Annotated in this window: 11 protein-coding genes; 9 read left to right on the top strand and 2 right to left on the bottom strand. The window is 58.4% G+C overall.

From position 1 onward, the window contains the following. Positions 1-107: 107 nt before the first annotated feature. From NF676_RS21160 to NF676_RS21150, 3 genes are read left to right on the top strand one after another with little or no spacing between them, the layout of a single operon-like run. Positions 108-1,214, top strand: coding sequence for a GGDEF domain-containing protein (locus NF676_RS21160; protein ID WP_041479822.1), 1,107 nt, complete (start codon positions 108-110; stop codon positions 1,212-1,214). Then, complete coding sequence (locus NF676_RS21155) at positions 1,207-2,142, top strand: iron-sulfur-binding ferredoxin reductase (RefSeq protein WP_252886716.1); 936 nt, start codon at positions 1,207-1,209, stop codon at positions 2,140-2,142. Before NF676_RS21160 ends, NF676_RS21155 begins: the two co-directional genes overlap by 8 nt. Before the next feature lie 28 nt (positions 2,143-2,170). Continuing rightward, positions 2,171-2,914 carry an enoyl-CoA hydratase-related protein gene (locus NF676_RS21150; protein ID WP_252886715.1) on the top strand — a complete coding sequence of 248 codons (744 nt, stop codon included), beginning with the start codon at positions 2,171-2,173 and terminating at the stop codon, positions 2,912-2,914. Positions 2,915-3,084: 170 nt separating this feature from the next. On the opposite strand, the gene pyk is transcribed toward NF676_RS21150, so the two are convergent. Beyond that, the gene (gene pyk, locus NF676_RS21145) at positions 3,085-4,536 is read right to left on the bottom strand and encodes a pyruvate kinase (protein WP_024014116.1); all 1,452 of its coding nucleotides are present in this window, start codon (positions 4,534-4,536) and stop codon (positions 3,085-3,087) included. 172 nt (positions 4,537-4,708) lie between these two features. On the opposite strand from pyk, the gene NF676_RS21140 reads away from it, so the two are divergent. Beyond that, on the top strand, positions 4,709-5,095 hold the full coding sequence (locus NF676_RS21140; RefSeq protein WP_095181453.1) for a tetratricopeptide repeat protein: 387 nt from the start codon (positions 4,709-4,711) through the stop codon (positions 5,093-5,095). Between the two features lie 230 nt (positions 5,096-5,325). Then, positions 5,326-5,685, top strand: a complete 360-nt coding sequence (locus tag NF676_RS21135; protein ID WP_041479819.1) for a PilZ domain-containing protein — start codon at positions 5,326-5,328, stop codon at positions 5,683-5,685. A gap of 93 nt (positions 5,686-5,778) precedes the next feature. On the opposite strand, the gene NF676_RS21130 is transcribed toward NF676_RS21135, so the two are convergent. Then, entirely contained in the window at positions 5,779-6,156 is a 378-nt protein-coding gene (locus tag NF676_RS21130) for a DUF6124 family protein (protein ID WP_133339801.1), read from the bottom strand. Positions 6,157-6,613: 457 nt separating this feature from the next. Here NF676_RS21130 and NF676_RS21125 point away from each other — a divergent pair, with 457 nt between their 5' ends. The 4 genes from NF676_RS21125 (at position 6,614) to NF676_RS21110 (ending at position 21,790) form a co-directional block, all read left to right on the top strand. Then, a complete protein-coding gene (locus tag NF676_RS21125) occupies positions 6,614-9,778 on the top strand; it encodes a hypothetical protein (protein WP_252886714.1) in 3,165 nt (1,054 codons plus the stop codon). Between the two features lie 150 nt (positions 9,779-9,928). Continuing rightward, positions 9,929-13,573 carry a Tc toxin subunit A gene (locus NF676_RS21120; RefSeq protein WP_252886713.1) on the top strand — a complete coding sequence of 1,215 codons (3,645 nt, stop codon included), beginning with the start codon at positions 9,929-9,931 and terminating at the stop codon, positions 13,571-13,573. 65 nt (positions 13,574-13,638) lie between these two features. Continuing rightward, entirely contained in the window at positions 13,639-17,736 is a 4,098-nt protein-coding gene (locus NF676_RS21115) for a Tc toxin subunit A-related protein (protein ID WP_252886712.1), read from the top strand. Next, positions 17,729-21,790: an Ig-like domain-containing protein gene (locus NF676_RS21110; protein ID WP_252886711.1), complete on the top strand. Its 4,062-nt coding sequence runs from the start codon at positions 17,729-17,731 to the stop codon at positions 21,788-21,790. Before NF676_RS21115 ends, NF676_RS21110 begins: the two co-directional genes overlap by 8 nt. Positions 21,791-21,792 lie beyond the last annotated feature (2 nt).

The raw sequence follows: 21,792 nt of genomic DNA, 5'->3' as shown, positions 1-21,792 counted from the left end.
TTCGAGCCCGAAAATCGGTGGTCATTTAGCGACCGGCCCTCTAAAGTGGCATCCGGTCTGTAGAGTAGGACACTCGGTCAGCCTCCTATCGCACGGTGAGTCAACGATTGACCCATAACGCCATTCAACGCCTTTTGCTCAAACGCTTCGCCCTCGCTGCGGCCACCTACGGATTGGCTCTGCTGCTGCTGTGGCTGGCGTTTTTCACCGGGCATTACCAGCAATCGCTCAGTGGCGTGGCCATCGGCAGCGCGCTGGTAGTGATCAGTCAGGCGAGCCTTTTCGCCATGTTCTGGAGCGGGCGCAACCAGCGCTTCGCCGACCCCAGCCTGACCGAAGCGCAAGTGCTGATGGGCCTGGGCTGGCAGACGTGGCTGATCGCCCATGTCGACGAAGCGCGCGGCGCGTTTCTGGTGTTTTACGTGCTGATCCTGCTGTTCGGCCTGTTCCATCTCACCCGACGAGTATTCATCCGCTGCGCGTTGTTGGTGTTCTTCAGTTTTTCCGCGATTACCCTGTGGGACGCCTACCACTTCCGCTTGGCCGAGCCTGCGCTCGCAGCGTTGCAGGTGTGCATTCTGGCGATGGTCTTGGCGTGGCTGGTGCTTTACGCACGTTTTGTCCAGGTTTCCCGACAACGTCAGCGCCAGCGTCGGTTTGCCTTGCAGGCGCATCAGGACACCCTGCGCGGGATGATGCGCCAGCTTGAAGATCTGGTCGCCACCGACGAACTGACCGGGCTGTTCAATCGCCGGCATTTCCTGCGCATCGCCTCGCGCGAGCTGAACGCGCTGGACAGCGACGTGATGCATGGGCTGGCGCTGATCGATCTGGACCACTTCAAGCGCATCAACGACCTGCACGGCCACGCCGCCGGCGATCAGGTATTGCAGGCGTTTGCCGGGGTGGCGCAAGCCTGTCTGCGCGACGGTGACGTGCTGGCGCGTTATGGTGGCGAGGAATTCGTCGTGCTGGTGCCCGACTGTGATGCCGAACGCCTGACCGCGTGTTGCGAACGTTTGCGCATCGCCTTCAGTGAGGTGGAATTAATGGGCCTGCAAGTGCGCAACCTGAGCCTGTCGGCGGGCATGACCCTGCTGTCCGTTGGCGATGATCTGGATGAGGCGTTGCAGCGTGCCGATCAGGCGCTGTATCGGGCCAAGCGTGACGGGCGCAATCGTTGTGCCGCCGCGTGGGAGAACATTGATGCCTGAATTGCGCGTCGGTGATCGGCAGTGGACGGTTGAGGCGGGCAGCAACCTGCTCGACAGTCTCAATCAGAACGGCGTTGCCGTGCCCTACAGCTGTCGCGCCGGCAGTTGCCATGCCTGTCTGGTGCAATGCATCCAGGGCCTGCCCGCCGACAATCGTCCGGATGCCTTGAGTGCCGAGCAACGTCAGGACGGTTGGCGCCTGGCTTGTCAGTGTCAGGTGGTCGAAGACTTGCAGGTACACACTTTCGACCCGATCAGCGACGGCCGCCCGGCCGTGGTCGAAGCGCTGGACTGGCTCAGCGACAGCGTTCTGCGCCTGCGCCTGACCCCGCAGCGGCCATTGCGCTACAGCGCCGGCCAGCATCTGGTGCTGTGGATCGGCCACAGCGCCCGCCCTTACTCGCTGGCGAGCCTGCCGCAAGAAGACCGCTTCCTCGAGTTTCACCTCGATTGCCGCCAGCCCGGCGAATTCATCGATGCCGCACGCAAGCTGCAGATCGGCGACTCGATCCGCCTTGGCGAACTGCGCGGCGGTGCCTTGCATTACGATCCGGACTGGCACGCCCGGCCGCTGTGGCTGCTGGCTGCCGGCACTGGTTTGGGGCCGTTGTTCGGGGTGCTGCGTGAGGCCTTGCGTGAGGATCACCAAGGCGCCATTCGCGTCATTCACCTGGCCCATGACGAACGCGAGCACTATCTGGCCAAACCCCTTGCCGCACTGGCCGCGCAGCGCGAGAACCTCAGTGTCGAGCTGTGGGCAGCGGCCGACTCGGCCGCCGCTTTGGCACAACTGCGCCTTGTTTCCCGGCAAACCCTGGCCTTAGTCTGCGGCTCGACGACCAGTGTCGACGCATTCGCCAAGCGTCTGTACCTGGCCGGATTGCCGCGCAATCAACTGCTGGCCGACGTGTTTGTGAGCCGTGGTTGAGCGCTGATTTTCAGACGCGAGACACGCCATGACCGAAGCCATCCTGCTGGAACGCGAACGCGGTTTGCTGACCCTGCGCCTCAACCGCCCGGACAAGAAAAACGCCCTGACGCGCGCCATGTACAGCCGCCTCGCCGAAGCACTGAAACAGGCCGACAGCGACCCCGAAATCAATGCCGTACTGATCAGCGGCAGCGCCGAGTGCTTCACCGCCGGCAATGACATCGCCGACTTCATCGGACAACCGCCGAGCGACCTCGACAGCCCGGTGTTTCACTTCATGCTCAATCTGCTCGAATGCCGCAAACCGGTGATCGCCGCCGTGGCCGGTGCTGCGGTGGGTATCGGCACGACCCTGCTGCTGCATTGCGATCTGGTCTATGTCAGCCGCGACGCCCGGCTGCGCATGCCGTTCGTCAACCTCGGATTGTGCCCGGAATTCGGCTCCAGCCTGATCCTGCCGCGTTTGCTCGGGCAAGCGAAAGCGGCTGAGTTGTTATTGCTCGGCGAAGGCTTTAGCGGCGCACAGGCTGCGCAATGGGGAATTGCCACAGACGCGCTGGACAGTGGCGCGGCTGCGTTGAGCAAGGCCCGGGAAATGGCGCTGCGGTTTGATGAGCTGCCGGCCGAAGCGGTGCACATCAGCAAGCAACTGATGCGAGCGCCCGATCGCGAGCTGCTGCGCAAAGTGATCGAGGAGGAGGGCGCATTGTTTACCCAGCGGCTGCGTTCGCCAGAGGCGGTGGCGGCGTTGAGCGGGTTCTTTCGCTGAGTGTCAAGACGCCTTCGCGAGCAGGCTCGCTCCCACAGGAGATTGCATTTCAAGTGTGAGAGCGAGCCTGCTCGCGAAAGGGCCTTACCAGACAAAATATCTGTTGAATCATAAGCAAAAAAGCCCCGCCATTCACATGGCGGGGCTTTTGCGTTTCAGCTGCCGGTCACTCAGACCTGCGGATCACCGACATGCAGGATCTTCATGCCATTGGTGCCGCCGGTGGTGTGGTAGCTGTCGCCCTTGGTCAGGATGACCCAGTCGCCTTTTTCCACGACGCCGCGCTTGGTCAGCTCGTCGATGGCTTTCTGGCTGACTTCGTGCGGTTCCAGCGAGGCCGGGTCGAACGGGATGGTGTAGACGCCACGGAACATTGCTGCGCGGGCCTGGGCTTCGCGGTGCGGGGTGAACGCGTAGATCGGCACCGAGGAGCGGATCCGCGACATGATCAGCGGGGTGAAGCCGCTTTCAGTCAACGCGATGATCGCTTTGACGCCCGGGAAGTGGTTGGCGGTGTACATGGTCGCCAGCGCGATGCTCTCGTCGCAGCGGCTGAATTCCTTGCCGATGCGGTGGCTGGAGGTCTTGCCGGTCGGGTGTTTCTCGGCGCCGACGCAGATGCGCGCCATCGCCTGCACGGCTTCCAGCGGGTAGAGACCAGCGGCGGATTCGGCCGAGAGCATCACGGCGTCGGTGTAGTCGAGCACGGCGTTGGCCACGTCGGACACTTCGGCGCGGGTCGGCATCGGGTTCTGGATCATCGACTCCATCATCTGCGTTGCGACGATCACGGCCTTGTTGTGGCGACGTGCGTGCAGAATGATTTTCTTCTGAATGCCCACCAGTTCGGCATCGCCGATTTCCACACCGAGGTCGCCACGGGCAACCATCACCGCGTCGGAGGCCTTGATCAGGCCGTCGAGGGTTTCATCGTCGGCCACGGCTTCGGCGCGTTCGATCTTCGCCACCAGCCAGGCAGTGCCGCCGGCCTCGTCACGCAGTTGACGGGCGTATTCCATGTCGGCGGCGTCGCGCGGGAAGGATACGGCGAGGTAGTCGACTTCCATTTCGGCGGCGAGCTTGATGTCGGCCTTGTCTTTTTCAGTCAGGGCCGGCGCGGTCAGACCGCCACCGCGACGGTTGATACCTTTGTGGTCGGACAGCGGGCCGCCGATGGTCACCACGCAATGCAGTTCAGTGGCGGTGGCGGTTTCAACGCGCATCACCACACGGCCGTCGTCGAGCAGCAGCTCGTCGCCCACGCCGCAGTCCTTGACCAGATCCGGGTAGTCGATGCCGACCACCTGCTGGTTGCCTTCGGTCAACGGATGGCTGGTGGAGAAGGTGAACTTGTCACCGATCTTCAGCTCGATCTTCTTGTTGGCGAATTTGGCGATACGGATTTTCGGGCCTTGCAGGTCACCGAGCAGGGCGACAAAGCGGCCGTGCTTGGCAGCGAGGTCACGCACCAGCTTCGCGCGAGCCTTGTGCTCGTCGGGGGTGCCGTGGGAGAAGTTCAGACGGGCGACGTCCAGACCAGCCAGAATCAGCTGTTCGAGAACTTCCGGCGAGTTACTGGCCGGGCCAAGGGTAGCGACGATTTTGGTACGACGGACGGACATGCAAAGACTCCTGAGTTCAAGCGCAGGCAGAGGCTACTATGCTCGAAGGGTGTAGTCATTGTTCGAATGCACTACTTATCGTTTTCTTTATTGAACGCGGCAACTTTGCGACCAGCGCGTCTGAAGTTTTCCGACCTGGGGTCGATACAGAGCACAAGACAGGAGAACCCCCATGCGATTGTTGCCCATTGCCGCCCTTGCCCTCAGCGCCCTCGCCGCGACGGGCTGCACCCGTTGGTCGATGAACCACCATTTGAACAACGCCTACAGCGCCTATGAACGCGGCAATTGCGAGCAGGTCATGCTCGAACTGTCCAAGGTCGAACGCGCCAGCCGCGCCCGCCCGTACGTGTGGCCGGAAGTGTCGATGATGCGCGGTCAGTGCCTGGAACGACAGAAGCTCTACATCGACGCGGTGCAGACCTACCAGTTCATCATCGCTTCGTACCCCAACAGTGAATACGCCTACCGCGCCCGCGCGCGTCTGGAAACGTTGCAGAGCCTGGGCCATTACCCGACACGCAGCGCCGCTGCGGTGGTTCGGCCGACGCGCTTCTGACGCGGTTTTCGTACAAAATCTGGCCGTCTGTACAAGCTCCGCTATAGTCAAGGAAACCGTTTCGAGCCGTGTCTCGATAACGGCGCAACACCTGCGACTGGCAGTTACAAGGTGACGGCGATTGTCGCGACCGTCACACCGGAAGCGGGGAGAGCGGGCCTGTCGCACAGGTTCGTTCCGAAGCACAGGTGCGGCTCCGTGACGGAGCCCTGCATGGCGAACAGCACATCATGTTTACCGACCGCCGGATCGAACGGCATCAATTGCCGTATTACCTCAGAGTGTTCAACAGCGTCACCGACAAACCCGTCGGCTTTCTCGGCAATGTGTCTACGGACGGGCTGATGCTGATCAGCCAGTTGCCGATGATGATCGGGGTGGATTTTCAGTTACGCCTCAAGGTCCCCGCCCGCGATGGCAGCCAGCAAGTCATCGATTTCAGCGCCTGTTGCGTGTGGTGCCATGAAGACGCCACGCCGCTGCATTACGACGCCGGTTTCATCCTGCGCCGCGCTCCCCCGGAGTTCGGCCAACTGGTGCTGGCGCTGAAGCAGTATTTCAGTTTTCAGCCGTTGCCCGCTTCTGCCTGAACAGCAAAAGATCGCAGCCTTCGGCAGCTCCTACAGGGGGAGCGCATTCCAAATGCAGGAGCTGCCGAAGGCTGCGATCTTTTGATTTTTACGTCACGCCACCGCGATCGCCCGCTCCTGATCCAGCGCCTTTTCCGCCAGCAATAGGCCCATCTCGCTCAACTGATAGATCGCCATCGCCAGATGTCGCGGCTTGTCCTCGAGGCTGTCCGCCAGGTCGAGCAGCAGAATGCTGACCGAAGAAAAGGTTTCGTAGGTTTGAATGGCCATCGCTTCGGGGTTGATGTCGGGCGCGACCATGAACATCTGCATGCCGCGATCGACGGAATTGCACGACGGCGCAGCGGCGGGTTTTTTCAGGTAGTGATCGAGGGCTTTTTCAGCGGCCTCGTGGAGTCTGGTGGAATCGGGGGAAGCGTAGGGGGAGGTCGAGTCTTCGGTTTCGGGGGGATTGGGTGTTGGTTTGATCATGGTGATAACCCTTGGTTGGGGCCTTCACCCCTCGCGACTAAACGAAAGGGTGGCGGCTGGACGCAGGTTAGTCGACCGGGGGTATCACCAAAAACCGGCGCGCCGAAGCGCCCTGCGTACAGCCACCATCGAGTGCGGGGATAGGGATTACCCGACTTGATGACGCTTATACACCTTGATGACAAACCCCCGGGCGACTAAACCCGACCACTGATTGGCAGCGGCACGGATCACGTTACGGGGCAGCTTCAAAGCGCACAAGCCGGCGGATTCTGAGTGATGTGTAGGCAACGGCGCAAGCCGATGTAGCCGCGTGTTAATGACTGAAGGACGTCTGCATGTTGCGGCGTGGGAATAGTTACCGCTGGTCGGGACTGTCAGGTTTTACAGGTGTCATTTCGTGCTTACGGTTCTTCAATGAGGCACCCAGGTACCGACGGTATAAGGAAGCTCGATCATGTCCGACCATGAGAACCCAGGCTCCAATTCTCCAGAAGATGGCCCGTTTCCTGAGGACCATCGCTCTTCCCAAAAATCCGATGATCCGATTTCCGAAGAGTCGGGAATCCTGGTCGCGGATTTGGAGTATGAGGCCGGCTCCGAGTCACTGTTAGTAGATACCACGATGGACTTCAAGTTTCGTATACCGGTAAATGATGGCCGTTATCACAACGTTCATCTGGATTTTCACGGAGCCGATAATTACTACCGACGTATCACTGAAAGTGCATGGTTGGGGGGCGTCTGGCACAGTATTCGAGTCGAAGACCTTCCCGAGAGTGACCTGCAAGTCAGAGTTGATGGAAGATGGGATTACATTGATCAATGGTCAAGGTGGACACCGCGGACTTTGCTGGTCAGAAAGGCTGCTCGCATTGCCAGCAATCGTACTGTGACTACAACGGTTCCAGGCCTCGCCGGTAAAGGCAGCAAAATCACGCTTGTGCGTCCCAATTCAGGCACTGTACTGAGCACAACGGCCATTACCAATGGCTACGGAAATTGGACTGTCACGCTCCTTGATAATGTCCCTCAGGGTTTACAGGATTTCATTATCCGTGAGGAGTATGGAAATACGCAGGGGCGCTACGCGGGGAAAGCGTCACTGACCGTACTCAAGCCTGTAACGCTCAGTCCGTTGCCGCAGGTTATAAGTACACAAACGCCGCAATTTGCGGGTACAGGCGGTCTGCACCAAGAGTTGACAAGAGTGGATGTTTACATCAAAGACACATCGATCAAAGTATTGGCCTACGCAAAGATCGAAATTGATGGGTCATGGGGTGGTACCAGCACTTATAAGTTTGCGTTCGGCAAAAATTATTCTCTAGTCGCCAGTCAAAGATACGATGGCGCAACATCTGTGCCGTCAGTCCAACGAAATTTTTATGTTATTGACCCCCCTCGAATAACGTCTCCTGGATTGACGCAGACGGTGGACATGACATCGACGTTCACAGGCACTGTCGTCGCCGGGATCTCCAGTGCTGTTGCTGTGCGTTCGGAAAACACCCAAGCTCAAATCAGCACCCCAACCGATGCCGCCACAGGCGCATGGTCTGCATCTTTCACGCTGACCCCTGGTCCGCATTCAATTGTCGGCACGCATACCTATTTGGGAACGACATCACTGACCAGCCAACCCTTCGGCATACGAGTACGCACGGGCAAGCCGACGGTCACATATACGCAAGCCAATGAAACGATCACATTTTCCGGCACCGGACATTTCGACGAGAAGCTCAGAACCGAAATCGAGTTCACTATCCTCGAAAGTCCAGCCGACCCAATGCCGGTCGCGCCTCCAAATGCACAAGTACAGCGCAACGGCACTTGGAGCACCACCGTAACGGGCTGGAAATTTGGCACCTATAAAATCAACGCCGTCCAGAAGATCAGAGACAACGCCAGCGGCTGGATCGACTCGCTGCCGCTGACCTTCGAAGTAAAGAATGTCCTCCCCGATGTCAGTGATGTGCAATTCACCAACGACTACCAACCGACCTTCAGCGGCAAAGGCTTCAACGGCGCCACGGTGAATCCACGCAGGCCCAATACCGGAGATCTCGAAGCGCCAGCAGTGGAGGTTGCTGGCGGGCGGTGGTCTACCAAGGCTTCAACGGTCTGGGGACCCTCGTTTGAGCGTCAGGTCCACATCAAGCAATATCTCGACGGGCACCAGTCGCCAAACTGGTTTGTCCTCAAAGTCACCATCCCGCCGCAGGCCCCTGGCTTGAACGAGCCTGAAGATGACGGACTTTCGCCCAGGTTCGGCGGCACGTGCTGGCCGGGTGCAACCGTGAACATTGAGTACAGCGACGAAACCGGCATTGTGCACAAGGGCATCGTCAGTGCTGGCACGTGGCAGTTCAGGCGCGACAAAGAATTTGCCTTGGATATCACACATACCGTCACGGTGACCCAGGTCGCCGCGCAGCAAACTTCGCAGCCGACGTCCACGACATTCATTGTCAGGAGAGCGATGGTTACGCCAGTGATTACCCAGCCGCCGAACGGCTCGGAAGTCGGTCGTGCTGTAACGGTCGAGGGCACGATGGGTATGGTGGGCGCCACTTTGCAACTGCGCGACAAGCAGTTTGATCGTCCCTTGGGCGATCCGAAAATATTGAGCCAGGATGGCGACTGGTCGATTGACCTGAGCCTCGAGCAATTCAGGCTCTACACCTTTGACGCCCAGCAGACACTGGACGGTCGACCGTCGCTACACAGTGACGAGCATGAATTGACGGTGGTGCTGCTACCGCCAGAATTTCTCCAGCCGATACAACACGGCAAGTTGCCACGAACCGCGTTGCTCAAGGGTACGGGCATGAGGGGCGGGGTTGTCGACGTCTGTCTGCAAGGGCTTGCCGAACCTCTGATCAGTGATGTCATTGTGGATTGGGCGGGCAATTGGCAAGCCGAAGTGACGTTGCCGGTGGGCAGCAAAACGATCTGGGCCCGGCAGAGGTTCATGGATGAAAGCGGCAAACTGCAGGAGTCGAAAGACAGCGAGCCGCTGCACTTTGACATTGTGCCAGCGGCACCCTTCATTGAAACCCCGATCGAGGGCGATGCCATCGGGCAGCAGGTGGTGGTGTGCGGTTTTGGCGTGCCGGGCGATACGGTTACGGTGACCCTGGTCGGAGCCGCGCGTTCCGAGCCGGCAAGCGCCGTCGTGCAGGAAAATCGCACCTGGTCAGTGATGCTCGATAGTCTGCTCGGCGGGGGGCTTTACCGGCTCGAGGCAGTCGCATCTCTGGACGGGTTCGAATCATTTGAAACCCTGCGCTCGGTCATTCTGGGTACTTTCCGACCTGTGCTCGACGGGCCTGCAGCCGGACGCTGGGTCAGTCATCCAGTGCAGTTCAGCGGCAAGGGCCGTCCGGGCGTGGGCGCCATCGCGAGTTGGTACAACCCGGATGTTCAGTGGCTGGCTCAGGTACCCGTGGTCGATGAGCACTGGCGCGGGGCGGCGACAAGGGCACTGCCTCTGGCGGGCAACTGGTACCGATTCCGGCAGACGCTGACTGACGCGGCGGATGACGCAACGATGTCCGATTGGGCCGACAGTGCGCGTTTTGAAGTCGAAGCTGCGCGCTTGCCCCACGCCGACTCCTGAAATCCGGCTTCCGACGAACGGCTATCAAAACTGTCAGAACTGACAGTGGACTTGACGGCGTTCGAAGCGCTCAATCGTACTCACTGAATGTGCAGCCTGACGAAGGACGTCAGGTTGCGCGGGCCAGTTGTCGCCTAAAGGAATCTGATCATGGTTGATTCGCGCCGTCCCGCCCTGCAACTGTTCGATGAGTTGTTCAGCGAGGAACAACGAGCACAGAACGTCGGACTGCAGAACCTCGAGACATACCTGCAAAACGGTGGATCAATTTATCCACTGGTTGAAAGGGGTGTTCAATGCATGGTCCAAGAGCATCAGCTCAGCGTTGAGCAAGCGCAACAATATTGGCGCGGCGCCAATAGCATAGCCACGTCTCAGCGGCGCCAATTTATCGAGCAGACGCTGAGGGGCACCAGGCCCGCGCCAAAGCGCAGCTCCAGCGGTTTGTTATCGATCGTAGACGGTCCCAATTATCACGCTCTGATCGGTACCGATTTTTCCGCGTTGTGCCCGCCAGATGCACTGGAGTCCATCTGGTCGCCAGTGGCGTATCTGATCGACTTGTTGCGCTGGGTTCGTGACCGTCTGGAGGGTATCAGAGAGGAAGACGATTTCTCGCTGCATAACCGGCGCACAGATCTCTTGGCACTGAAGGTCGACTTCAATGCGGTTTATCAATCGATCTCTTCTGTGGACATCATCGTTGAGGTGCTGGAGAAATTCATCGCGGCGCAAACGGATATCGAATCCATCGAAGACGCGCTGATCGCAGCCCGCTACCCCAATGGTCTGCCTTATTACCAGCATTGGGTCACAATTGATGGTATCGCGCAGTTTCATGACCTGTCGGTGGGCGACTTCGAGCACCGGGTTGACCTGGCTTATCCCTATTTTCTGCAAGCCAATGCTCGAGGTGCCAATACTGCACAGGGTTTCGCCCATGCCTCGCGGCTTGGCCCTTATCAGCGCCAGTTGCTGACCGAACCGCGTGCGGATTTCGCCCTTCGCGAAGATTTTTTTGCGCACAACTTTGGTACCTATACCGAGATGTATTCGAATCTCAATCAGGTGGAGTTTTTCGGTCAGCGCACCAAGCTCGACAGCCGACAGATCGAGGCGCTTCTGTCGATCGGCGACTTTGCTCCTGTGCGCTCGGCCAATGTGACCTACCCGGATGAAACGCCCAAGCAGCCTGAAAGCGAGCGCTCGGGTTCGGTTTACATCAATGACGGTACTGCGCCGGCGGTGGGTTTCGATCCTGCAACCAAGCCTCGCATTCGAATGACGGCAAACCCCGACGAACTCATCGGGTTCAACCGCTATACCCGGATGAATCAGATGGTGCGTCTGGCCAACTGGACAGGATTGCCGTTCGAACAGCTGGACGCAGTGTTGACATCGGTCATCCGGGCAACAGGGCGCGGCAATTCAACGAAAGGTCACAGCAACGAGATGGACATCTCCAGTGGCGCGGTTCATGCGCTTGGGTTGTTCCAGACGTTGCGCGAGCGCTACGAATGCACCGCCGCGGACTTTGCTGTGTTTGTGGGTGAGCTGTCGGTTTATGGCCGCGGTGAAGCGCTCTCGCAATTCGATCAGGTGTTCAATTTTCAAACCGGTTATCGCGAGCCTTTCAAGCTCGACAACGATGAGTTTGCGGTGGCGCCGATACCGGGCGTGGTGGATCTGACGATCAGCCAGCTCTGCAGTGGTCTGGCGATTGATCCGCAGACTTATTACGTGCTGGCGAACGCTGTGGCCAAGGCTCATGGCTTGACCGACAAATTGAAGCGCAACGCAGCGATCATCTCGAGCTTCTACCGTTTGGTGAGGCTGGCCCGGCTGTTGAACATCACTCCGGTTGAAGGCGTGCTGATGCTATCGATCCTGGGCGGCGATGACTGGGTCAATGGCTTGGCCGGTACTCCTGTCATCCACGATGTACCGGACGGTTCACCGGATGCGCTGGAACTGATCGAGGCTATGCAAAGTTGCGTGCAGTGGTGCGCGCAAAACAATCTGCCGGTGTTGTGGGTGTTGCAGCATGCGGTCGCTGCGCCAGCGGCTCAGGATCCATCCGAACAGGATGAGCAGTTTTTCGAGCAGGTTCGCAATTTGCTGCCGACTGCACAGTTGTCCAATAGTACGTTTCTCATGGCAGGCGTTCCGGCAGCCGGGGCCGCGGACTGGATCGAATTTCTCGCGACATCCGCCGACAGCCTGGGGCCGATAACCGACGGGCATGGTTTGATCCTGCCTCCGGAGGGAAGCGCTGAGATGTATCTGGCCTCCGTCCATAAAAAAATCGCCTGGGCGGTCGACAGCGCCTTGGGTGAGATCGAGCCAGCGTTGCGGCAGAGCATCATCGACAGCATGGTCAGCGCGTTTTTACAGATGCGCGATGCGCAGACTTCGCTGGTCAAGGAGACGCTGGCGGCATACGCCGGCGTTGGCGTGGATCAGGCATTGCCGGTCCTGAACTGGGCAGACGTCACGGTGCATCAGTTACTGCTGCATGTGCTGGAGCAAGCGGATGCGGGGAGCGAAGGGGGCGGCCGAACTCGCCCCCGAGTTGCCGACACATCATTCGATCTACTGGCTGAAGTTCGCCGGCGCAGTGAGGTGGTGTCGACCCTGGGGTTAAGCGCGGCGCTGTTGCAGGATTATCTGGATAGCGGCTACAAGGACTGGCTGGTTCAGGACGACAAGCATGCGTTGACGGTGCGCACGCTTTATTACCTGACCATGCTCACTCGCGCTTTTGCCCTCGCCTCAGCCTCGAGCGGCCAAGCGCCAGAGAAGCTGTTGGACTACCTGCGCCAGGTCAACGCATTGCCGGATGTCACCGGAGATGCGAGATGGCTGGCACAACAGGCGGCGGCGATCAAACTGGCCGATTTTTTTGGCTGGAGCGTTCAGGAAGTGCGCGAATGTGTGAGCCGCATCGATCCCGACCTGAAGGTGTTGAAAAACCTTCCCCAGCTCGATTTGTTGATGCGCGTGCTGGCGCTGTCCACCGAGAGCGGCATGGATGCGTTAACGATTTTTCTCATTGGCAATCTGCCCGAAACCGTCGACAAAAAATCCTATGCCGATGCCGCCGAACATGCCCTGCTCGGCGAGTCCGATACTCGTGCCCCGATCGTGCATGTTCCAGGCGACGTCAAAGGGCTGGTCACAATCACGTGCGAAGTGGTGGATGACAGCACCGTCGTGGCTAACAAGCCAGACGAAAAAGTCACTTATAAAGTGACCCTCAAAGACGCCAATGGAAAGTCGCTGAGTGGCGTCAATGTTTATTGGCGCGCCACATTGGGCACCATTGAATACAAGGCGACGGGAACGGACGGGACACTTTTGGCCGAGTTTATCCCCGGCAAGGTCATGGGCCGCGACACGCCAATGCTTTGGTTGGACTTGTTCGAGCCGCAATACGCCCCTCCCATAGAAATAACTGCCGACTTCACTACGTTGTCGTTCCCTATTGCAGAACTTTCACCTACGCCTTTGGAAACAGTGAAATACGGTCATGAAGTAGAACTGTATGCGGTGCTGGAGGACGACTACGGAAACCGCGGACAAAACTCGCTCGTGGAGTGGTTCGGCAAGAGCGTTCCGCCCGCGAAGATGGATGCCGTCACTATTCGGCCGGCTCAGGGGTTCACTGATCAGCAGGGGCTTACCCGGGTTTTTGTCTCAAGCAAGACGGGCGGCACATTCGTGTTCAGCGTTCGCTCTCAGTCTGGGGAAAGCGAAAGAATATTCCCCCATGCCATTACCTTTGCCAGGGAGTAGCGGCAGGGCGTTGCATACCGCCTGGCGAACGTTTTTCCCCGGGCCATATTCCAAGGAGCAAGATCATGGCACTGAGTAATATTGGCGGGCTGCTGGAAAAACGTCGCTCGGCACTTCTTGAATACTGCATCGGTCAAGTGGCCAATGATAAATACCCTTTTCTGAAAACACCTGAAGACTTGTTTGAATTGCTGCGCATGGATCCTCTGGATACTTATCAGGTCAAGAGTTCCAGAGTTGCCGAAGCGATAAGTTGTGTGCAGCAGTACATCCATGCGGTGTATCGAAAGCTGGAACCAGGATTCCGGGATCACGAGTTCGACAAGCGTCATCTGCGCGAATGGGAGATTTTCAGCAATTATCCCGACTGGACCGTGCCCCACCAGATTTCATGCTATGCGGAAAACTTCATCGTTCCATCGGTGCGATTGCGCAAAACCAGTCTGTTCAAGAATCTGGAAAACAACCTGAACCAGGCCCGTCTGGACAAAGATACCGTGCAGGCGGCGCTGCAGGATTATTTGCAGGCATTCGAACAAGTCTGCGATCTCGATGTGATCAGCTGTTTCATGGACGGCGTGACACCGGCCAAAGCTGATTACTACTTTCTGGGGCGGCAGCGGGTGCAGCCGTTTCAGTATTTCTGGCGCAAGGCCGAGATCGAACTGGGCGCAACCAGCGTTTCGGTCAATCCGGCGGTCTGGAGTGAATGGCAGGCCGTGGAAATCCCGACCGCCGATCAGGTGCTGGATATCCGCCCCGTGTTCTGGAATGGCCGGTTGTGTGTGGTCTGGGCCGAATGGCGCGACGCGGTAGTCGCGAGCGCAGCGGAGTCGCTCAGCCCGAGCAAACTGGTGATCAATCTGGCATTCATGAAGCAGAACGGGCAGTGGTCTGCGCCGTTGTGTGTGCACAGTTCAGAACACAAGGACGAGGGTTTGGCGAGCTCCAGACTGATTGCGACGGTGCAGGTCGATTATCTGAATCCGAAGGGCAAGTTGGGGATTTTACTGACGGGCAACCTATCTTCGCCATCCGGCAGTCTGCGGGTGCATGGTGTCTACGACGTTCTGATGCGCCCCCTTCTGGACGGTGGCGCATGGCTGGATCTGGCGCTTGAGGAGCGATTTGTCAGCAACGATACGGTTCAGCACCCACTGAACAGTCAGGTGACTGTTGTCACTCGCATACAGACCCATGGTTCCCTGACGCCCTATCTCGACCTGCACGTTATGGCAACGCGCGCGGATGACAAAGATGTGCTGACGGTGCAGGGTTTTTGCAGCCCCACGGGCCTGGACAGCGCTCGGTTGAAAATGGAGCTGCAAATTGCAGGTCTGCCTTCTGATAGTGACCCGCCGCCGATCCTCGAAGAACAGGATGCAGGCGGGGGCTGGGTAACTCAGTCGTGGACTTCCTCGCGGACGAAAGGCACCTGGCCCACGCCAGTCATTTTTTCATTCGCCTCTCCCACTTCCCCGACAGGACAGAAAGAGTTCGACCTGACGATTGTCGATCTCATGGATTTCGTCCCGCCAGCTCTGCACAAGAACAGTACCGACGGGGCACAGTTTCTTTCATTCAATCAAACTGGACTGGCGTTGAAATTCATTCGGCTCAATTCCTTGTTTGGCTCGGAACTGGTGAGATGCTCGAATATTTCCGTGGACGCCGTGCTGGACTGGTCCAACCAGTTCATTCGCGAGCCGTCGCCGATCGGCGCAGAGTTCGTTGAACCACCCAATGGTGCCTTCGACGGTGCCAATGGTCTGAACTTCTGGGAGCTGTTTTTTCACCTGCCGCATTTGATCGCCACCCGGTTGCGCGACGAAGAACGCTTTCAGGAAGCGCAGAGCTGGCTGCATTACGTATTCGATCCACAGGCCACCGCAGATCCGGCCAATCCGCCGGTTCCGATCGCGAACCCGAAACCGGCGTATTGGCGTTGCCGGCCTCTGGATATCGCAACAGCGCCGGGCAATCCAGGGTGGGAAATTCAGAATCCCCTCGATCCGGATGCCATTGGCTATGCCGCACCCGCACATTTTCAGATCCTGATGTTCACCGACTACGTAGAAAACCTGATGGCGTGGGGCGATTGGTATTACCGACAATTGACCCGTGACAGTCTGGTGGCCGCCAAGCTTTGCTATGTCCAGGCCGGGTTTCTGATGGGCAAGGCGCCCACCGCCGACACCGCGACTCGTTGGCAGACCGACACCGTGGAAAACCTCTTGGACAATTGCGAATCGCGACCCCTGCTTGAAGCGCTTGAAAAAACGCTGGATTTCAACCTGGCAGATTACCCGATCGCTTCCGACACCCCGCCGATCCTGGGTTTGTTGGCCTGCGAACCTTTCAGAATTCCGATCAATCAATCGCTGCTCGACCTGTTCGCAAAGCCGCAGCAACGCCTTGATAACCTGCGCAACAATCTCACGATCGATGGCAAACCGCTGGACGTGTTGCTGTTCAGCCCGATGACCGATCCCAGGCAATTGCTCCGCGATCTGGCCGCTGGTAGCGCGGCCGGGCCCAGACCGATGGGCGGGCGCCTGGTGGTCAATGCGTATCGCTGGCGGGTCACGTTCGAAGTCGCGTTGCGCGGGGTACAGAGCCTGCGGGATTTCGGCAGTCTGGTGCTGCGTCTGCTCGAGCAACGCGACCGTGCCGAGCAGGAAGAATCGCAGCAGAACCATTTGCTCGAGCTGGGTCGCTATGCCGAAACGGTACAGGAACAATCCATCGCCCAATTGGAGGCGAATGTCACAGCGCTGAAGCAGAGTCGGGCAATGGCGCAGGACCGGGCCGACGCCTATGCAATGCGTTACAGCGAAAACGTTTCGCCGATCGAGTATCAGGTCATGGCCAGTCTGCAGCAGTCGAAGACATCAGCACTGCAGGCCAAAGTTGTCAGGGTGGCAGGGGGCGTCATCGCGGCGTTGCCAAAAATCTATGGTACTTCCAACGGTGGCTTCAAACCCGAACACACTTTCGATGCGGTGGCTTTCGGCCTGGAGGTTTCTTCGTCATTGCTGCAAATCGACGCCGACCGACAGGCCACCACTGAAGGTTATCGCCGTCGCCGCAGTGAGTGGGCGCTGCAACGCGATCAGGCGCTGGCGGAGGTGGGCGCAATCGATGCGCAGATCGAAGCGCAAAGCCATGCGGTCAGCGCGGCGAGGTCCAGCCTTGAACAGACGCTCAAGGCCAACAGCCAAGCGTTGACCATGTACAACTTCCTTAAAAAACGCGCGAGCAATGCCGAGCTGTTCGGCTGGATGCTTGGCCAGCTCAAGGCTCTGCACTATCAGGCGTACGACGCAGTCGTCAGCCTGTGCCTTAGTGCTCAGGCTTCACTGGCTGCCGAAACCGGGGATTATGATGCCCCCGTCCCTTTGCCTCAGGCCTGGCTCGATCACCGTTATGGTCTGGGCTCGGGTGAACAACTGCATATGTACCTGCTGGACCAGGAGCGCAGGCGCTTGCAAAGCTACGAGCGGCGGCCGGAACTGATCAAAACCATTTCCTTGCGGCAGTTGTTCGACGACAGAATCGAGCCTCAAGAGGGCATAACCAGCTGGGCAGATGCACACGCGCAATTGATGGCAACAGGTGTGTTGGAGTTCAGACTGACCCAGTTGTTGTTCGACCGTGATCATCCTGGCCATTTCTGCCGGCAGATCAGTTCGGTGGAAGTCGATCTGCCTGTGCTGGCCGGTCCCTACGAGGATGTGCGGGCAACGTTGCTGCAGATCAGTAGCGTGACCGCGACCCGACCGACCACACAGTCTGTGCAGTATTTGCATAAGCCCACCGCAATCGCACCTGGCGATCTGCTGTTCAACCTGCGCAGCGGTCAGCAGATCGTTTTGTCGGTCGGGCTTGGCGATAATGGCCAGACCCACCAGAAACCCGACGAAGGATTGCTCAACCCGTTTGAATACACGGGTGCCGTTTCCCATTGGCGGCTGAGTTTTCCTCGCCCGCTTAATCAGCCGCAAGCTGCAATGCTCAAATCCTTGACCAATATCATTCTTCGCGTGCGGTACTCCATCAAGGCCGGCGAGCCGACGTACGTCCAAAAGGTCACAGACCTGGTGACCGAGGCTGAAAACACCTACCTGGCGCGCCAACGCAACGGAGCCAGCGATCATGAATGAGCCCGTCGTGCAAAAAAATGAAAGCCTGCTGCTCAATGGTGACTTCAATGATCGGCTCAAAGAGTGGCGTACCAGCGGTAGGGTTGGCCTGGCGAGCGAGTTCTATGATGGCGAGTTAGTCAATTTCATGGAGGTCGGTGTCGGGGCTTCGGCCACACAGGAAGTCAAAGCTCCCAAAACCCCCGGTGCACAAGCCGGTTACGAACTGACGTTTTTATGTGAACTGCGGCCCGGCGTTTCATGGTCGGGCGAATCGGGCTGGTTGCACATCCGCAAGCGCGGTGAAGTGTTGATGAGCATCGAGCTCACGGCGCCAGAAGGTCGGAATCCGGAGCTCGAAAACGCCCGACGGCTGGCGGGACAGCCGCTTGAATTCAAGCCGCGCGCGTATCAACGGTCGCTGGATCAATTGGAATTCGTCAGCGATGACGCATTGAGCTTCGAGGTCAGCGGTGTCCCTGACAACACGGGCGACAATCGTTCGGCAATCTGCATCACTCGAATCGACCTGCAACTGAAGCTTGAACCGCTGCAACTGCAGACGGTGCGACTGGATAGCGAAGATCTGCCACCAGGCCAGACGTTATACCTTTGCCTGGGCGCTTCCCTTGGCGATGACCCGAATGACTCTCTGTTCATTCCCCACGGCCTGTCTTTTATTCCGGCAGACGGCAGCGCCTGGCTGGATACGAATATCGCATTGATCATTCACGGCAACCCGATGGAGTCAGTCAAGGCGACCCCCGACTGGGGCGCCTATCAACCGCTATTGTCGCAGTGGTCGCTCGATTGCCCGGATATGCAGGAGGAAAAGGCTCATGACTTCACGATAAGTCTGGTGAACCAGTACAACGCCGAGCCTTACACGATTGACGTATCGTTGGGGCATCATCGATTAGCGCTTCGCGAAGTACAGTGCGCGGCTTATTACCCGGTCCTGGAGTATGCGCAAAGCGTCCGTTTGGGTGTGCAGGTTCTCTCTTACTACACCAGTCAGGCGCTTGATGGCCGGGAAGTCAGGTGGACGACTGCCGGGCAAGGTGTTCTGGGCACCAGCATCACTGATGAACAAGGCTTGGTCTACTTCGATTTCGTTCCTGAGCAAGCAGGCGATTTCGTCCTCACAGCTTCGGTCGACAGTCCTTATTACCCTAGTGGCGAGGTGACTCTCGAGTTTTCGGTCACGGTGCTGGCGACCGATCCCTGGATGGACTTGCGTTGCGTTGTCGAAGGGCAGGTAACCCAGTGGAGCGCGACCGGTTATCCCAATCGCGGCACTGATTACCCCTTCATTGTGCGCTTGCCCGCCGACAGCCCTTTGCTGGCGACTGATCTATCGCTGCACTGGAGCGGCGTCGGGCATGAAGAGCTGAAGGTCACGGTCAACCCGCCACTCCAGCAACCGGTCGCTTTCGATGGGGACGATAGTCTCTGGACGCTGGCCTGCGAGGACTGGCTGGACGGTCGCTTCGAACTGTCATTGGTCTGCTCGAAGCTGTTACTGCCATCGCCGCGTAAACCCATGTCGCTGGCGCGCAACAAGGTCAGGATCGCTGACACGCGCGGCCCGAATATTTCACCGGTTGTCGAGGACTCCGAAAAGACGTTGATGCGGGTGCAGGTGGTGCATGTCACTGACAAAGGTGCCGGTGAGCCAGTGATTGATGCGATCGTCGACTGGCAAACCCCTGAGGGCATTGTCGAGTCTCGTACCGGCAGTGGGGGCTGGGCCAGCCTGTATTACCGACCGTTGACGGCTTTGAGCAACGAGACGATTACCGCCAGTGTGAGTGCCTACGAAGGCGGGCCGGCAGATGAACACTCATTTTCGGTCACGGCGTTTGCACGAGACGAATGGAAGGACAAGGTCAGCATCACGTTTGATGTCGTTCCGATTGCCCATGACGGAATCGCATGCAAGCGCGGCCAGAGGCACATCCTGACGGTCCGGGCATTAGCGGGCAGCCCGTTGATTGGCGAGGCAATTACGCTCGGATGGCGGAACGAAAATCCAGAGAACGGTCTGGCGGTGAGCGACCTTGACGTACCGAGAATATTGCGCGAAGGGGAAGATCTGAGTTGGTTGTTCAGCTCTGATCGTATCGAAAGTACCAGCAGTATTTTCGAGGTGAGTTTGCGCACCGACACTCTCACGAACAAGGATTTTTCTTGCCGACTGTTATCACCTGACCTCCATGAAGAAATGACCGTGGTCCTGGATCAGATGACCGATCTCAGGGGCCAGCCACTCTTTCCGTGTATCGGCGCTGTACACCGCTATATCTTCCGCACCAATGCGCTAAGCCCTTTAGTGGGTATTGCCATGGATCTGGTATGGAGTGGAAGCCCGGCGGCAGAGCTCGGAATCGAATTGAGTCCACCCCGCGGAAGCGAAAATTTTGTGGATGACAGCGGGTTTATCTGGACGCTGGACTGTTCAAAAAGTACCAAACCCGGTGTCTTCGCACTTCGGTTCGTTATCGATACCCATGGTTTCAGCGACATCAATACGATGACCCTGGGCCACAATAAAATCACTATCGAAGACGCCCGTGCATCTGCGGTGGATCCGGTCATTGGGCAGGATCCTGCGTGGATGTGGCTGAAGGTACGCTCCCCTTATCGTCCCGACCTCGCTCTGGATCAAGTGCCTGTTCAATGGACAGGCGACGGCAGCACCGAAGAGCACAGGACGGCTGCCGATGGCTGGAGTGGTTTTCCCTTTGCGCCATCCACCGCAGGTGAACATGTGGTGACAGCGGCGGTTATCAGCCCTTATGACCGTTTTGAAGAGCGCCGAACCATGAAGGTTCTAGCGCTGGAAGGGGATCCCTGGGCCGGATTTGAATACAGTTTCGACTCCCAACCGTTTCAGCCACTGGGTCAAAGCGCTGAGTTCCCTCGGCGCAAGGGGCAGCACCAATTGCGCGTGAGTGCCCCGGCGGGCAGCGCGTTGTTTGACCAGCACCTGACGCTGGGCATGACCGGCACCGGGCCGACGGAATTGGGCATGCGCTTCGAGGAGCCACGTCTGGGTGACCCCAGGCTTTTCTCGAGCGCTGGAATGACCTATCGGTTCAACGCGGGCGACATCAAGGACGGGCGTTTCGGCCTGCGCTTTTCCTCGGCGCGGTTGGCCAGGCTTTCTCCGGTTATTGCAATGTCGCTGGGGCAAGGCGCGCAGGTGGTAAAAATTGCGGATCGTTCGCGCAGCAGTCAGACGCTGTTTTGGGGCGAGGCTGTATCTGAGCAGATCACCATTGTGTCGGGCATCAGTGGCAGACCAATGGTGGGGATGAAGGTTGTCTGGTGCAGTCCGGACCTTGGTGAGGTGACCACCACTACCAACTTCTACGGTGAAGCGCGGATACGGTTTGTGCCGACAACACCGGGTGCGGCGCAACTGACCGCCACGGTGGGCGATGCGCTGTATTCGGAGTCGATTTCTTTACCGTTTGTTCTGCACGAGCCCCGGGAGATCAAGGAACTGATCAGCGCTGATCCGAACGGGTATCCGGGGCAACAGATGACCGCGCAAGTCCTGGTCGTTTCAGCCAGTACCGCGCAACCCTTGGCCAATGTCGAAGTGATGTGGGAGTACGACCGCACCTCGCTGCCGACAACCCTGACGGATGCCGAAGGCAAGGCAACGGCGCGCATTGTCTTGGGAGGAGCAGGCGAGGCTGCATTGCGGGCGTCGGTAAAGGGTGGTTTGGCTGGCTGGGTGGTAAAAACGCTCTGGTTGACCGTCACTGAGTGTCCAGCAGCGGTGGAATCCGTTGTTGCGTCGCCTAATCCGGTTCCCTTGCAGACCTACGTCTCCATGACCGCGCTGATTGTGGCCAAGGAGGGGCGAGAGCCCATGCCCAGACGGAAAATCCTTGTTTCCACTAATGGAGCACCGTTCACTGAGTCGTTTACCGATCACAAAGGGCGATACCAGGCTCACTGGCGGCCGATGAACCTTACGGAGCAGATTTCGCTGGTCGTCAAAGTAGAAAACAGCGACGGCACTTCGGACAGCGGCGCTGTGTATGTTGCAGTCACCAACTGATC

The sequence above is a fragment of the Pseudomonas siliginis genome (assembly GCF_024072275.1).
In the GTDB taxonomy this organism is placed as follows: domain Bacteria; phylum Pseudomonadota; class Gammaproteobacteria; order Pseudomonadales; family Pseudomonadaceae; genus Aquipseudomonas; species Aquipseudomonas siliginis.
Note: the sequence above shows the minus strand (reverse complement) of the source record. Positions and strands in the feature narration are given on the sequence as shown.